General features: G+C 63.2%; 13 protein-coding genes. 11 read left to right on the forward strand and 2 right to left on the reverse strand.

Annotated elements, in window-relative coordinates:
- Positions 1-182 precede the first annotated feature (182 nt).
- From AC1Q6I_RS20575 to AC1Q6I_RS20595, 5 genes are all read left to right on the forward strand, one after another.
- Entirely contained in the window at positions 183-617 is a 435-nt protein-coding gene (locus tag AC1Q6I_RS20575; RefSeq protein WP_102624779.1) for a GNAT family N-acetyltransferase, read from the forward strand.
- Positions 618-810: 193 nt separating this feature from the next.
- The gene (locus AC1Q6I_RS20580; protein WP_069076393.1) at positions 811-1,140 is read left to right on the forward strand and encodes a DHCW motif cupin fold protein; all 330 of its coding nucleotides are present in this window, start codon (positions 811-813) and stop codon (positions 1,138-1,140) included.
- A 140-nt stretch (positions 1,141-1,280) separates the two neighbouring features.
- Entirely contained in the window at positions 1,281-2,864 is a 1,584-nt protein-coding gene (locus AC1Q6I_RS20585) for a ShlB/FhaC/HecB family hemolysin secretion/activation protein (protein ID WP_102624778.1), read from the forward strand.
- 7 nt (positions 2,865-2,871) lie between these two features.
- Positions 2,872-4,767, forward strand: coding sequence for a two-partner secretion domain-containing protein (locus AC1Q6I_RS20590; RefSeq protein WP_227496867.1), 1,896 nt, complete (start codon positions 2,872-2,874; stop codon positions 4,765-4,767).
- On the forward strand, positions 4,736-5,662 hold the full coding sequence (locus AC1Q6I_RS20595) for an iron dicitrate transport regulator FecR (protein ID WP_146015775.1): 927 nt from the start codon (positions 4,736-4,738) through the stop codon (positions 5,660-5,662). Before AC1Q6I_RS20590 ends, AC1Q6I_RS20595 begins: the two co-directional genes overlap by 32 nt.
- Before the next feature lie 24 nt (positions 5,663-5,686).
- Here the strand turns inward: AC1Q6I_RS20595 and AC1Q6I_RS20600 are convergent, their stop codons facing one another.
- Together AC1Q6I_RS20600 and AC1Q6I_RS20605 are read right to left on the reverse strand one after the other, a co-directional pair.
- Positions 5,687-6,154 carry a copper chaperone PCu(A)C gene (locus AC1Q6I_RS20600; RefSeq protein ID WP_069076390.1) on the reverse strand — a complete coding sequence of 156 codons (468 nt, stop codon included), beginning with the start codon at positions 6,152-6,154 and terminating at the stop codon, positions 5,687-5,689.
- Positions 6,154-6,759: an SCO family protein gene (locus AC1Q6I_RS20605; RefSeq protein ID WP_024074981.1), complete on the reverse strand. Its 606-nt coding sequence runs from the start codon at positions 6,757-6,759 to the stop codon at positions 6,154-6,156. Before AC1Q6I_RS20605 ends, AC1Q6I_RS20600 begins: the two co-directional genes overlap by 1 nt.
- Positions 6,760-6,940: 181 nt before the next feature.
- On the opposite strand from AC1Q6I_RS20605, the gene AC1Q6I_RS20610 reads away from it, so the two are divergent.
- The 6 genes from AC1Q6I_RS20610 (at position 6,941) to hemN (ending at position 12,807) form a co-directional block, all read left to right on the forward strand.
- Positions 6,941-7,324, forward strand: a complete 384-nt coding sequence (locus tag AC1Q6I_RS20610) for a DUF2946 domain-containing protein (protein ID WP_102624776.1) — start codon at positions 6,941-6,943, stop codon at positions 7,322-7,324.
- 62 nt (positions 7,325-7,386) lie between these two features.
- Positions 7,387-7,932 (forward strand): putative natural product biosynthesis protein, encoded by a 546-nt coding sequence (locus AC1Q6I_RS20615; RefSeq protein WP_024074983.1) that lies wholly within the window; start codon positions 7,387-7,389, stop codon positions 7,930-7,932.
- Between the two features lie 229 nt (positions 7,933-8,161).
- On the forward strand, positions 8,162-9,478 hold the full coding sequence (locus AC1Q6I_RS20620) for an OprD family outer membrane porin (RefSeq protein WP_024074984.1): 1,317 nt from the start codon (positions 8,162-8,164) through the stop codon (positions 9,476-9,478).
- Between the two features lie 103 nt (positions 9,479-9,581).
- Complete coding sequence (locus AC1Q6I_RS20625) at positions 9,582-10,025, forward strand: membrane protein (RefSeq protein ID WP_024074985.1); 444 nt, start codon at positions 9,582-9,584, stop codon at positions 10,023-10,025.
- A gap of 90 nt (positions 10,026-10,115) precedes the next feature.
- Entirely contained in the window at positions 10,116-11,435 is a 1,320-nt protein-coding gene (locus tag AC1Q6I_RS20630) for an oxygen-independent coproporphyrinogen III oxidase (protein WP_102624798.1), read from the forward strand.
- The gene (gene hemN, locus AC1Q6I_RS20635) at positions 11,422-12,807 is read left to right on the forward strand and encodes an oxygen-independent coproporphyrinogen III oxidase (protein ID WP_024074987.1); all 1,386 of its coding nucleotides are present in this window, start codon (positions 11,422-11,424) and stop codon (positions 12,805-12,807) included. The genes AC1Q6I_RS20630 and hemN overlap by 14 nt, the downstream gene beginning before the upstream one ends.
- Positions 12,808-12,974: the final 167 nt, after the last annotated feature.

Raw genomic sequence — 12,974 nt, forward strand, 5'->3', positions numbered from 1 at the left:
ATGCTGAGCCATGACTGCCTGAGCTGAAAAGGCCGAAAGCCGACCTTTCAGCACCGTGCCCGGCCATCGGTATTGTTGTCCGGGGAGGGCGGTATCCGCTCGAAAGGGTTCATTCCAGCCGGTAGCGTCCTATCTCACCTGTCGCCATCATGAGCACGCCCGATCCCAAAAGGTTTCGCACCATGCACACCATCCGCACCATGACGCCCTCCGACTACGCCGCCGTCCTTGCGTTGATGCAAGACACGCCCGGCATCTCCCTGCGTGAGGCCGACTCCCGCGAGGCCACCGAGCGCTATCTGGCGCGCAACCCCGGGCTGAGCTTTGTCGCTGAACATGAAGGCCGGTTGATCGGCTGTGTGATGTGCGGCCATGATGGGCGTCGCGGTTACCTGCAACATCTGCTGGTGCTGCCGGCTTATCGACGCCAGGGCATCGCGCAGGCGTTGACCCAGCGCTGCCTCAACGCACTGGAGGCACTGGGCATCCACAAATGCCACCTGGATGTATTCAAGACCAACACCCCTGCGGCCCAGTATTGGCAAGGCCAGGGCTGGCAATTACGTACCGATATCGACCGTTACTCATTCACCCGGTCGGGCAATGAAAATGCATGAAGTTACGTGGGGGCAGGACCAGGCGGTCTACCACTCGCCATCGGGGTTGCAGTTGGCGTGCATCCAAGCAAACCGGCGCGGCGGGATGACAAGTACCCGCGCCTGTATCCCACAAAAGCCCGCGATCTGTGTCTATCGCGCCGGGTGTCAGTTGGATAGGGTCGAGCCACGTTAACTGACGACCGAGCCCACCATGGAACTCACTGCTGTCCCGTTTGGCACCACCGACTGGTCCACTGTCGAACCCGAACTTCACCCCGGTGTTACCGGCAATGCGGTATGGCGCACCCGCCACTTCGGCACCACCCGCGTGCGCTGGGTCGAATACAGCCCCGGCTACCTGGCCGATCACTGGTGCTGGCGCGGGCATGTGCTGCTGTGCCTCGAAGGCGAGTTGCACACGGAGTTGGAAGACGGCCGCCAGTTCACGCTGACGGCCGGGATGAGTTACCAGGTGGGCAATGACATGGAAGGGCATCGTTCATCCACCGCCACTGGGGCCAAGCTGTTTATTGTGGATTAAGCCTGCAAATCCCTCGAAAACATGGGGACTCTCTATCGCAGTGGCAATGTAGTGGCTACACTCTGCGCCGGGGCCCACCCCCTGCTGGCACTTAACGCAGCGTAAGACGTTTAAACCTCACGCTGCCTAAGGGCCAACCCATGATTGACCGTTTCATGCTGTTGCTGGTGCCCGCCTTATTCGCGGTGTGCACCTCGTTCGCAGTGGCCGCTGATAGCGAGCCGTTGTCGCCACGCTTCGATATCACCCGCTTTGAGATGCGCGGTAATACGCTGCTGCCCGCCGACGCACTGGCGCAGAGTGTGGCGCCGTTCGTGGGGGCCCAGCGCGATTTCAGCGATGTGGCCAAGGCCCAGGAGGCGCTTGAAGACGTCTTCCACCGACAAGGCTATCCACTGGTGCGCATCGACCTGCCTGAGCAGGAGTTGAACGGTGGTGTGGTGGTGCTGGACGTGGTGCAAGTGCGGATTGGCCAGGTGACGGTCGCCGGCAACCAGCATTTCAGCACGGCCAACGTGCGCCAGTCGCTGTCGGCGCTGCAAGAGGGCTCCTCGCCTGACCTGGCGGCGGTGTCCAAGAGCCTCAAGCTGGCCAACGAAAACCCGGCCAAGCAGACCGTGATGAAGCTCAAGACTGGCGCGGCCGCCGATACGGTGGACGCCGACGTGCAAGTCAGCGATGAGTCGCCATGGAGCGCTGCGCTGAACCTGGACAACAGTGGCTCCAAGGAAACCGGGCGCACCTACGTCGGTGCCGTGTTGCAGAACGCCAATATGTTCGGGCGCGACCAGGTGATGAGCCTGCAATACACCACCACCGTGGAGAAGCCCGAGCGTGTCAGTGTCTACGGCCTGGGCTACCACCTGCCGCTGTATGCGCTGGGCGACTCCCTGGACTTTTTCACCAGTTACTCGGATGTCGACAGCGGTACGGTGACGGCGGGCATCTTCGACCTGGCCGTCAGCGGCCGCGGCACGATCTTCGGCACGCGCTACAACCACAACCTGGCGACGGTGGGTAATTACCAATCCAAGCTGGTCTATGGCATCGACTACAAGGCCTATAAAAGCAGCCTGGAGCTGTTCGATGTGCAACTGGGCAACGACATCACCGTGCACCCCCTCAGCCTGGGTTACCAAGGCACCTGGGTGCGCCTGGATGGCGACGCGAATATCGGCCTGTCGCTGTTGCACAACATCCCCGGCGGGTCCAAGGGCCAACAGAGTGATTTCGACCTGGCGCGTGCCCATGCACGGGATGACTACACGGCATTGCGCTTTGCCACGAGCCTCACGCAGATCCTGCCGGCCGCCTGGCAGTTGCGCGCGGCGTTGAACGGCCAGTACACCAAGGATGCCCTGGTGCCCGGCGAGCAATTTGGCGCCGGCGGCGCGGCGTCGGTGCGTGGCTTCCGTGAGCGCGAGGTGAGCAACGACTCGGGTGTGGTCGGCAACCTCGAAGCCTACACGCCGCCGTTGTGCCTGGGGGGCAGTTGGCAGTGCCGCGCCCTGGCGTTCTACGACGCCGGCTACCTGACGCGTAACAACGCGCTGCCCGGTGAGTTCGAACACATCAGCCTGAGCAGCGCAGGCCTGGGTGTGCGCCTGATCTACCGACGCAACCTCAATCTGCAAATGGATTACGGCCATGCCTTGCACGCCGAAGCCAGTGATACCCAGCGCGGCGATGATCGCCTGCACGTCCGTCTCAGCCTGGCCTTTTGAGGGTGCCATGACAATCAAACCTACCTTGATGGCGCTGTCCCTGGCGATGGCGATGGCCACCAGTGCGATGGCGGCCCCGGTCAACCCGGTGATCGTCAACGGCCAGGTGACGTTTACCCAGGATGGCAACACCCTGACCGTCACCAACAGCCCCAATGCAATCATCAACTGGTCGAGCTTCTCCATCGCCCAGGGCGAGCTGGTGCGGTTTGTACAACAGAGCAGCAACAGCAGCGTGCTCAACCGTATCACCGGCCAGGACCCCAGCGTGATCCTCGGTACCTTGCAGTCCAACGGGCGGGTGTTTCTGATCAACCCCAACGGCATCGTGTTCGGTGCCGGGGCGCAGATCGATGTCGGCGGCCTGGTGGCGTCGAGCCTGGCGATTTCCAACGCGGACTTCCTCTCGGGCAACCGGCGTTTCTCCGCTGACGGGCCGGCTGGCCAGGTCAGCAACCAGGGCGCGATTACCACGCCGTCGGGGGGCCAGGTGTACCTGATCGCGCCGGATGTGAACAACACCGGCATCATCACCACGCCCCAGGGCGAGACGGTGCTGGCGGCGGGGCACTCGGTGCAGTTGGTGGACTCCACTAATCCGGGCATGCACGTGGTGGTGTCGGCGGATAAGGACCAGGCGCTGAACCTGGGCACCGTGATTGCCCAAGGCGGCACCATCGGTATCTACGGTGCACTGGTCAACCAGCGCGGCACGCTGAACGCCAACAGTGCCGTGGTCGGCGCCAACGGCAAGGTGGTGCTCAAGTCCAGCCGTACCACCTTGCTCGAAGCCGGTAGCAGCACCACCGCCACGGGCGTCGGGGGTGGTGGTGACATACACGTGCTGGGCGAGCAGGTCGGTGTGATGGGCAATGCGCGCATCGATGCCAGCGGCCAGCGCGGCGGTGGCCGTGTGCTGATTGGCGGTGACTACCAAGGCAAGAATCCGGCCATCCTGAACGCCAAACACAGTTATGTGAGCCAGGACGCGCGGATTTCCGCCGACGCCCTGGCCAGCGGCGATGGCGGCAAGATCATCGTATGGGGCAATGACACGACGCGGGTCTATGGCACGCTGTCGGCTCGCGGCGGCGCGGCCTCGGGCAACGGCGGCCTTGTCGAGACGTCCGGGCATTTCCTGGATGTGGCCGGCGCGCGGGTCGACACACGTGCGGCCCTCGGCACGGCGGGCTTCTGGCAGCTGGACCCGGCGAATATCCTGGTTACCTCGTTCCTGTCCGGCCCTTCGGCTTCACTGGGCGATGTGTCGGCTTTCGCCAATGCACCGGGCGCCGACAGTGAAATCGATGCCGACCTGCTGTCCAACGCGACCTCCAATGTGTTGTTGCAAGCCACCCACGACATCACGTTCTACACGGGGGTCAACAACACCAACAGCGGTGTCGGCCTCACGGCGCAGGCGGGTAACGACATTCATGTCAATTCGCTGATCCGGTTCAGCGGAGATATCACCCTGGCCGCCAACCATGACGGCGCCGGCACGGCCAGCGGCAGCGGGCGGGTGTTTACCGAGGGCGTGCCCACCGCTGGCGGGCGCTTGACGATCACTGACGTCGACCGGCCGCCTGTCGAGCCCCCGAAGCCTGTCACAGTGCCGCCCAGCGCCGATATTTGTACGTTGGCGCCGAACTCGGCGTTGTGCCAGGTGCTGTCGCCACCCACGGCGAGAGAGCCGAACAACCCGGTGCAAATGGCAACGAATGAGGTCATCAAGACCGTGAACCGGTCGTCCTCCAGCGTTATGGATACTGTCTCCTCCGGTATTCCGGCTGAAAAAAGCCGGGGCCCCTCAGTACCCGCTAACAAGGCGGAAGGCAATACAGACGCTTCCACTGATCAGGGCAATAAACATGAACCCGCTAAAAAGCTGTACTGCAATTAACGCGTGGCTGTTGCTGGCGCTGCTGAGTGCAGCGACCTGGGTTCAGGCCGCCCCGCAGGCCGGTGTGGTGACGCATCTGAGCGGGCCGTTGTTCGTCAAGAAGCTCGACGGCAGCCTGCGCGTACTGGGTGAGCAGTCGTTGGTGGAAGTCGGCGATACCTTGTCGACCCAGGGCAAGGGCTATGCGCAAGTGCGCCTGCGCGATGACAGCCTGTTGACCCTGCAACCGGGTACCGTGCTCAGCGTGGACGCGTTTGCCTACGACGTGAATGTGCCTGGCGCCGATGCGGCGGTGTTCACCCTGAAACAGGGCGGGTTACGCTCGGACAGTGGGTTGCTCGGTAAGCGCAGCCAGGATCGCTCGACGTTGATGACGCCCCGAGGCCGTATCAACCTGCAATCGGCCAGCGTGGAGGTGTATTACCAGCCGACGGCAGGGGTGGCGACGCGAGCTTCGTCGCGGGTGAAAAGCCTGGCCATGGGGTTGGCCGCGTCGGCCGGACACGCTGACGACTCTTACAGCGCCTTCGTCGCTGCGGTTTCGGCGCGCTATGTTTATCGCCTGGCCAATGTGCTGGCATCGGTCGAGTCATGGGCGGCGCAAGGAAAGGCATCGCTTGCGGCAGTGGTGCAAAAGGCTACGTCAGTGCTGCCACCCGGTTTATACGTGCACGTGCTCGACGGTCTGATCAATTTGACTAACGAGGGCGGTACGCAGGGTTTCAAGGCTGGCCAGTTCGGGTTCACGTCGAGCTTTAGGGAACCTCCTGCGGTCTTGCCGAATAACCCCGGTATTTCGTTCACCCTACCGCCCGCATTCAACCCATCCACGGGGTCGCAGGGCTCCACGGCCAACGCCAGCAAATCGAATAACGTTGATTGCGAGGTGCGCTAAGCCGGATGGACCCCGCTGAACCCATCAATGCATCTTGCTATGGTCCATGCCATCCAGCCCACGCGCCTTGGCCTGGACCTCGACGGTCTGCTTCTCGCCCTTGGCATTCTGCACCGTCAAGGTCAGCGGCACCTGGTCGCCTTCCTTGATCTGCCCGGTCAGGCCCATCAGCATCACGTGGTAACCGTCCGGGTCGAGCTTGACCGCCTGGCCCGCCGGCAGGGCCACCGAGTCCACCGGGCCCATGCGCATCACGTCGTCCTTCATGCTCATCTCATGGATCTGCACGTCCTTGGCCACCGGCGAGGCCACGCTGAGCAGCTTGCTGTCGCTGTCGGCGGTCACGGTCATGAACGCGCCGCTGGCCGGTTGGCCCGGCACGGTGGCGCGTACCCAGGCGTCGGTGACTTGCACCTGGGCGCTGGCATGGGCGGCGAGGCCCAGCAGGGTCAGGCCAAAGGTGAAGCGCTTGAGGTGTTGAACGGCAGTCATTAGCAGACCTCCATGACGGTGAGCAGGTCTTCTGCGCACTCTTTAGCGGTAAGGGATGCCTGCAGGCCCAGGCGCAGGTTGCCACGGGTATCGAACACGAAACTGGTGGCCGTGTGGGACAGGGTGTAGGTGTCGCCGGCCGGGATCTTTTCATAAAAAATCCCGAACTCCTTGGCGGCCACGGCGATTTCTTCCGGGGTGCCGTAGAGCGCTTCGAAGCTGGGGTCGAAGGCCTTGACGTATTTGTCGAGAATCTCGGGCGTGTCGCGTTCCGGGTCGAGGGTGATGAAGATCACCTGCATGATCTCGCCGTCGCGGCCCATCAGCTTCTTGGCCTGGGCGGCGCGGGCGAGGGTGGTCGGGCACACGGCCGGGCACTGGGTGAAACCGAAGAACACCACCGGCATCAGGCCACGGTAGGAACTGAGGGTGACGGTGTCGCCCTCGGTGTTCTTGAGCTTGAAGGTGCGGCCCATGATCTTGTCGCTCAAGTCCTTGCCGTACTTGAAGTTCAACTTGGGGCTGTTGTCACAACCGGCCAGCAGGCCCAGACCCAACAGGCCCATGCCGGTCAGGACCTTGCGGCGGGTGAATAACGTACTCATCAACGGTGCATCCTGTGAAACGCCCGCATTGCGCGAAGTCAACTCGGCAGGCTTTGAATAGGAGTAAACGAGGAGGGCGCCAAGTCTACCAACCCTGGCCAGCCCGCGTAATCTGCGACGTTCTGCCACAGGGGCACGCCGCGCTTCATCCTTTTGCGGCTCTGGTGGTAGAGTCGCCGCCATGAAATTGAGCCGCCCCGACCGTTCCCTGATTGTCTGGACCCTGTACTTCTGCGTGCTGATGAACCTGTTCGCGTGCGGTTTGGGCCATGGCCAGATGATGGGCCAGCAGCTCAATGGGGTCGGTGGCGCGTTCTGTGGGGTGGACGGCAAACCGGCGCCACTTTCCGACAAAGGGCTGGGCGCGCCGTCTTCCAGCAACATCTCGAACTACTTTGCCTGCCCGGTGTGCAACGCTGTCACCGTCGCCCTGGTGTTCCTGATCGGCCTCGCCTGGCTACTGGGCCTCGGGCAAGCCCCGCGCCCGGCCCATGAGCGGCGCAACAAGGCGCCGCCGCGTTATTCCTGGCCCTCGGCCAACCCCCGCGCCTCTCCCGCCTTCTGACGTATGCCTTGGGCCTCCTGTGAACAGGGGGCGTTCGATCGTCACGACTGTGAGTGCGTTTCATGAATCATCACCTGCCTGCAGGCGCCAGCCGCCTGGTCAGCAAGGCATCGCGTCGCCTGCGTGCTGAACCCTTGCGGCCTGAATACCCAAGCAATGCCCGCTGTTTCGTGCACCTGGATGCACGCCTGTTGCCGTATTGGCACACCGTGTTCGACATCTGCCCTGCGCTGCTCAAGCTCGACCCGCCGGAGGGGCTGAACCTGTTTCGCAGCTTCATGACCTGGGCGTATCACAACCAGCCTCCCCAGGACTGGACGTGGCACCTGAATGTCTGCCGCTGGCTGCTGGGTTCGGCGTACCGCGGGCAGATTGACGAAGAGCCCATCGAAACCTTCATGGCGGCGGCTGCGGCGTGCTGGATCAACACGGATGACAGCCAGGCCCAGGGCGTGGTCCTGGGCTGGCAAGGCGTGCGCGTGTTCGACTGCAAAGGCTCCGCGCACGCCGGCTGCGAAGCGCCCGCGCTGGCGCCCCTGCCGTGGGACTTTGCCTGGTGCCCGCTGATGTCGCCGAAGGGTTTCAGCGCGTGGTTGCCGGTGCCCTGAGGAGCGGGCCCGGCCTGCCAGGGCGCCACTGGCTTCAGGCGGGGGCTCGATCAATGCGGGAGGGTTGGATTGTTACGTAAACGGAAAAAGTGATTGACGGTTTTAGCGGCTATTTCCCCGCCGCCCAACGCTATACCGTGCGCGCACCCGTTGGATGCAGCACCGCCCGAGCGACAAAGAACAGGGTTGGGCTGTGACGGGGTTGCCTCAATGACTTCCCGGAGCCTTCATGAAACACACCACTTGCCTGGCGCTCGCCGTTTCCCTCGGCGCGGCGCAACAGGCTGCTGCATCGGGTTTTATCGATGACAGCAAAGCCACCCTCGACCTGCGCAACTTCTATTACAACCAGGACACCCGTAACGCCAAGGCGCCCTCCGATAAGGAGTGGGGCCAGGCGTTCATGTTCAACTACCAGTCCGGTTTTACCGACGGGCCAGTAGGCTTGGGCCTTGACCTGCAAGCCATGTACGGCCTGCGCCTGGATGCCTCGGGCCGCGCCGGCAAGGCCGGTGAAGACAACACCCCCGGCAGCGTATTCCCACTGTCCGATGGCAAGGCCGCCAACGACTTCAGCAAGACCGGCGCCACCGGCAAGATGCGTATCTCACAGACCCAGTTCAAGGCCGGCACGCTGCTGCCCAAGTTGCCCGTGCTGACGACCGAAGACGGCCGGCTGTTGCCGCAGACCTTCCGTGGCTATCAGGTCGACTCCAAGGACCTCAAGGACTTCAACCTGGTCGCCGGTAAAATGGAGCAGGTGCTGGACCGCAACTCCAGCAACGGCCAGGGCATGTCCATCGCCGGGGCCAATGACCCGGCCAAGGGCAAGTTCAGCAACCAGTTCTACTACGGCGGGGCGGATTACGCCGTCAGCAAACAACTGCAAGTGCAGTACTACTACGCCAGCCTGGAGAACTTTTACCAGCAGCACTTCCTGGGCCTGATCCATAACTGGCAGTTGCCGGTGGGGCAGCTCAAGACCGACCTGCGCTATTTCTACAGCACGGCCGACGGCAAGAATGCCAGCGCCGCCGGGCGTGGCGAAGGCTATGTCAGTTCGGGGTACTACGGGGCGGGCGTCAATTCCGGCAAGGTCGACAACCGCCTGTGGAGCGCAATGTTGACCTATGGCTTGCACGGGCACTCCGTGGGCCTGGGCTATCAAAAGACCACTGGCGAAAGTGATTTTCCCCACATCAACCAGGGCCAGGGCCGTTCGCTGTACCTGATCACCAACGCCCAGTCGCTGAAGTTCGTCAATGCCGGCGAACAGGCCACGGTGGGCAACTACACCTACGACTTTACCGGCCTGGGCATTCCGGGGCTGAAGTCGAGCGTGACCTATATCCACGGCAGCAACATCCGCGCGGCGCGTCGCGACAACAGTGAGTGGGAGCGCGATTTGCGCGTCGACTACGTGATCCCCGTGGGGACGTTCAAAGGCCTTGGCCTGACCTGGCGCAGCGCGGTATTGCGCGGCAATGACACACCCGACAAGGATGAGACGCGCCTGATCGTCAGCTACAGCATCCCGCTGATGTAGGCGGGGGCGGCACGCAGGCGCAACGCTTGATCGGTATCAAGGCCGTGTCATTCACCCTCGCGCACACTGGGCTCCCCACGGCCGGTCCCTCTGCGAGGCCTCCATGCTTTACCTCCTGTTGCTATTGGCCCACCTGTTCGCCGCGCTGATCTTTATCGGCACGGTGTTTTTCGAGGTGCTGATCCTGGGGCACCTGCACCGGCACCTGCCGATTCGGGTGATGGTGCTGGTGGAGCAGGGTGTCGCCCGGCGCGCCCGGGTGTTGATGCCGTGGGTGCTCTTGGTGCTGTTCGGTGCCGGGCTCGGCATGGTCTGGCTGCGTTACCTGCCAGTGCTGTCGGCACCGTTGGCGTCTGCCTTTGGCACATTGCTGACCCTCAAGCTGATCCTGGCCGCCAGTGTGCTCCTGCACTTTCTGGTGACGATGGCGCGGATGCGCCTGGGCACCGTCAGTGCGCGCTATAGCCGCGGGGTGCATCTGAGCCTGTTCGCGCACATGGTCGCGATCGTGCTGCTGGCCAAGAGTATGTTTTACCTGAGCTGGTAGACGTACGGGCCTGCGACCTTGATGCATATCAAGGTGCGCAACCAGGTCGCACCGGACAATGGCTCACCGTCGCCCGTACCGGAGTCTGTCATGCGCACCCACCTTCATCCCTCCCGCTTTCGTCACGATCAAGGCGTGTTGGACCTGGCCTGCCAGACGGACACTCGGCGCTTCCATGCCGGTGTCGGCTCCCTGGACCTGTTGCGCGCCTTGCGTGACAGCCGCCAGCGCCAACGGCCGCTGGCGTTGAACCTGCACTGGCCGGCGAGCGACCTCGGCGATGACTACCTGCACAGCCTGACCCAGGAAATCCAACTGATGGGTTGCCAGCTCGGCGCGCGCCAGCCGGTTGATCACTTTCACCTGCGCGGCACCACGCCGGCGCTGGTGCAGTTGCAAGCGTTGATGGCGCAGTTGCATGAGCGCTTCAACTTCCTCGACCACGACCGGGGTGACTACCGCATCGACCTCGACCCTTGGCACATGGACTGGGCCACCATGGGCCTGCTGCGCGAGCTGGGCTTCAACCACGCCAGCATCGGCGTGCCGGACGCCAATCGCGAAGGGCCTTTGCCCCAGGCGCGGTACCAGGACCCGGCGCCCATCGAATCGTTGGTCGATGCGGCGCGCACCTTCGGTTTTCGCTCGGTCAACATCGACCTCGGTTATGGGCATGCCTGGCAGACCCCGGCGAGTTTCGAGCAGAAACTCGCCAGCCTGATCACCCTGGAGCCGGACCGTTTGCAGGTGTTCGATTACGCCCACGCGCCTTCACGCTATCAAGCCCAGCGCCTCCAGCCGTTCTGCAGCGAGGCAGACAAGAGCGCCATGCGCCGCAGCAGCTTTGAGCACCTGGCCGCCGCGGGCTATCACTACATCGGCCTGGGCCAGTTCGCCCGCGCCGACGATGACCTCAAGCAGGCCCAGGAGCGCGGGCGCCTGAGCCGTAACTGCGAAGGTTTTACCCTGCACGGTTATTGCGACCACGTCGGTTTCGGCCTGGGCGCCATCAGCCAGATCGACACCTTGTGTGCGCAGAACACCACCGATCCTCGCCAGTACCGCGAACAGTTGGGTAATGGCCAGCTCGCCACAAGCCGCGGCTGGTTTCGCGAGACCGCCGACCCGGTGCGCCTGCACGTCGCCGAACGCCTGGCCTGTGACCTTGAGTTGGATATCCGCGCGGTGGAGCATCGCTACGGCCTGGTGTTCGCGCGCTATTTCGCCAACCTGTGGCCGTTGCTGGAAGCCTTGCACCGCGACGGCCTGATCGAGCTGTCGCCGACATTCATTTGGCTGCTGCCGGCCGGCCTGCCGCACGTGGATGGCATCTGCGCCTTGTTCGAACGCGCCGTGCTCGCTACCCCGGTCAGTGCCAACGACGAGGTGATCGACCATGACAGCCTTTGAATTCGACCGCGCCCTGGTACACAAATACGACCGACCCGGGCCGCGCTACACCTCGTACCCCACCGCACCGCAATTCAACAGTGCCTTTGCCCTGGATGACTATCACCAGGCGGTGCGCGCCAGCCACCGGGTGGCCGCGCCCAAGGCGTTATCGGTGTATATCCATATCCCGTTCTGCCAGAGCCTTTGCTACTACTGCGGCTGCCACAAGATCATCACGCGCAAGACCCACCGCGCCGTGGAGTACCTGGGCTACCTCAAGCGCGAGATCCAGATGCAAGGCGCGTTGTTCGAGCGCTCCCGGCGCTTGACCCAGTTGCACCTGGGGGGCGGTACGCCGACCTACCTGGACGACGCGCAACTGGCTGAGCTGATGGACTGCCTGGGGCAACATTTCACCCTGGATGACAGTGACGCCCATGAGTTCTCCATAGAGGTGGACCCACGCACCATCAGCGTCGAACGGATCGACACCCTGCGTCGCCTGGGTTTCAATCGCCTGAGCTTCGGCGTTCAGGACTTCGACCCCGACGTGCAGGCAGCGGTCAATCGCCAGCAAAGCGAAGCGCAGATCGTGCAACTGGTGGCGGCGGCCCGCGAGGCGCGCTTCAAGTCCGTGAGTGTCGACCTGATCTACGGCTTGCCCCTGCAAACCGTGGCCAGTTTCGATGTGACCCTGAGCAAACTGATCGCCCTGCGCCCTGACCGGGTGGCGGCCTACAGCTACGCGCACCTGCCCAGCCAGATCCGCGCCCAGCGCATGATCCGCCCCGAAGACATGCCACCCCCGACGCGCAAGCTGGAACTGTTGGAACTGACCATCCGCCGCCTTACCGAGGCCGGTTACGTCTACATCGGCATGGACCATTTTGCCTTGCCCGACGATGAGCTGGCATTGGCCCGCGCCAATGGCAGCCTGCAACGCAACTTCCAGGGCTACTCCACCCATGCCGATTGCGACCTGATCGGCCTGGGTGTATCCGCCATCGGCAAGGTGGGTGACAGCTACAGCCAGAGCGTCAAGGAACTGTCCCAGTACTACGCGCGAATCGATGCGGGCATGCTCCCGGTACAGCGCGGTTATCGGCTCAACCCCGATGACGTGCTGCGCCGCGAGGTGATCAATGGCCTGATGTGTGACGGCCGCGTCGATTTCGCCCGGGTCGAAGCCGCCCATGGCATTCGGTTCAACGAGTATTTTGCCGAGGCCATGACACAACTGGATGAGCAGGTGGAAGATGGGCTGTTGCTGATCCAGCACGATGCACTGCAACTGTTGCCCAAGGGCCAATTGATGGTGCGCAGCGTAGCCATGGCCTTCGACGCCTACCTCGGCGGCGCACACAAAGGCCAGTTCTCCCGCACGGTTTGAGCTAAGTGCTGTCGCGGCGATCGGAGTTGTGCCTGGTGTACTCGATAAAAAATGTGGGAGGGGGCTTGCCCCCGATGAGGGAGTGTCAGTCACTTATTGGTTAACTGACCCGGCGCCATCGGGGGCAAGTCGAATCGTCGCACCGCCCCTCCCACATTTGGATCTGT

The sequence above is a fragment of the Pseudomonas sp. MPR-R2A5 genome (assembly GCF_058793055.1).

What these genes read in the sequence shown, in the direction of transcription:
- AC1Q6I_RS20575 (WP_102624779.1), top strand. Translation starts at nt 183, where the DNA reads ATGCACACCATCCGCACCATGACGCCCTCCGACTACGCCGCCGTCCTT.
- AC1Q6I_RS20580 (WP_069076393.1), top strand. Translation starts at nt 811, where the DNA reads ATGGAACTCACTGCTGTCCCGTTTGGCACCACCGACTGGTCCACTGTC.
- AC1Q6I_RS20585 (WP_102624778.1), top strand. Translation starts at nt 1,281, where the DNA reads ATGATTGACCGTTTCATGCTGTTGCTGGTGCCCGCCTTATTCGCGGTG.
- AC1Q6I_RS20590 (WP_227496867.1), top strand. Translation starts at nt 2,872, where the DNA reads ATGACAATCAAACCTACCTTGATGGCGCTGTCCCTGGCGATGGCGATG.
- AC1Q6I_RS20595 (WP_146015775.1), top strand. Translation starts at nt 4,736, where the DNA reads ATGAACCCGCTAAAAAGCTGTACTGCAATTAACGCGTGGCTGTTGCTG.
- AC1Q6I_RS20600 (WP_069076390.1), bottom strand. Translation starts at nt 6,154, where the DNA reads ATGACTGCCGTTCAACACCTCAAGCGCTTCACCTTTGGCCTGACCCTG.
- AC1Q6I_RS20605 (WP_024074981.1), bottom strand. Translation starts at nt 6,759, where the DNA reads ATGAGTACGTTATTCACCCGCCGCAAGGTCCTGACCGGCATGGGCCTG.
- AC1Q6I_RS20610 (WP_102624776.1), top strand. Translation starts at nt 6,941, where the DNA reads ATGAAATTGAGCCGCCCCGACCGTTCCCTGATTGTCTGGACCCTGTAC.
- AC1Q6I_RS20615 (WP_024074983.1), top strand. Translation starts at nt 7,387, where the DNA reads ATGAATCATCACCTGCCTGCAGGCGCCAGCCGCCTGGTCAGCAAGGCA.
- AC1Q6I_RS20620 (WP_024074984.1), top strand. Translation starts at nt 8,162, where the DNA reads ATGAAACACACCACTTGCCTGGCGCTCGCCGTTTCCCTCGGCGCGGCG.
- AC1Q6I_RS20625 (WP_024074985.1), top strand. Translation starts at nt 9,582, where the DNA reads ATGCTTTACCTCCTGTTGCTATTGGCCCACCTGTTCGCCGCGCTGATC.
- AC1Q6I_RS20630 (WP_102624798.1), top strand. Translation starts at nt 10,116, where the DNA reads ATGCGCACCCACCTTCATCCCTCCCGCTTTCGTCACGATCAAGGCGTG.
- hemN (WP_024074987.1), top strand. Translation starts at nt 11,422, where the DNA reads ATGACAGCCTTTGAATTCGACCGCGCCCTGGTACACAAATACGACCGA.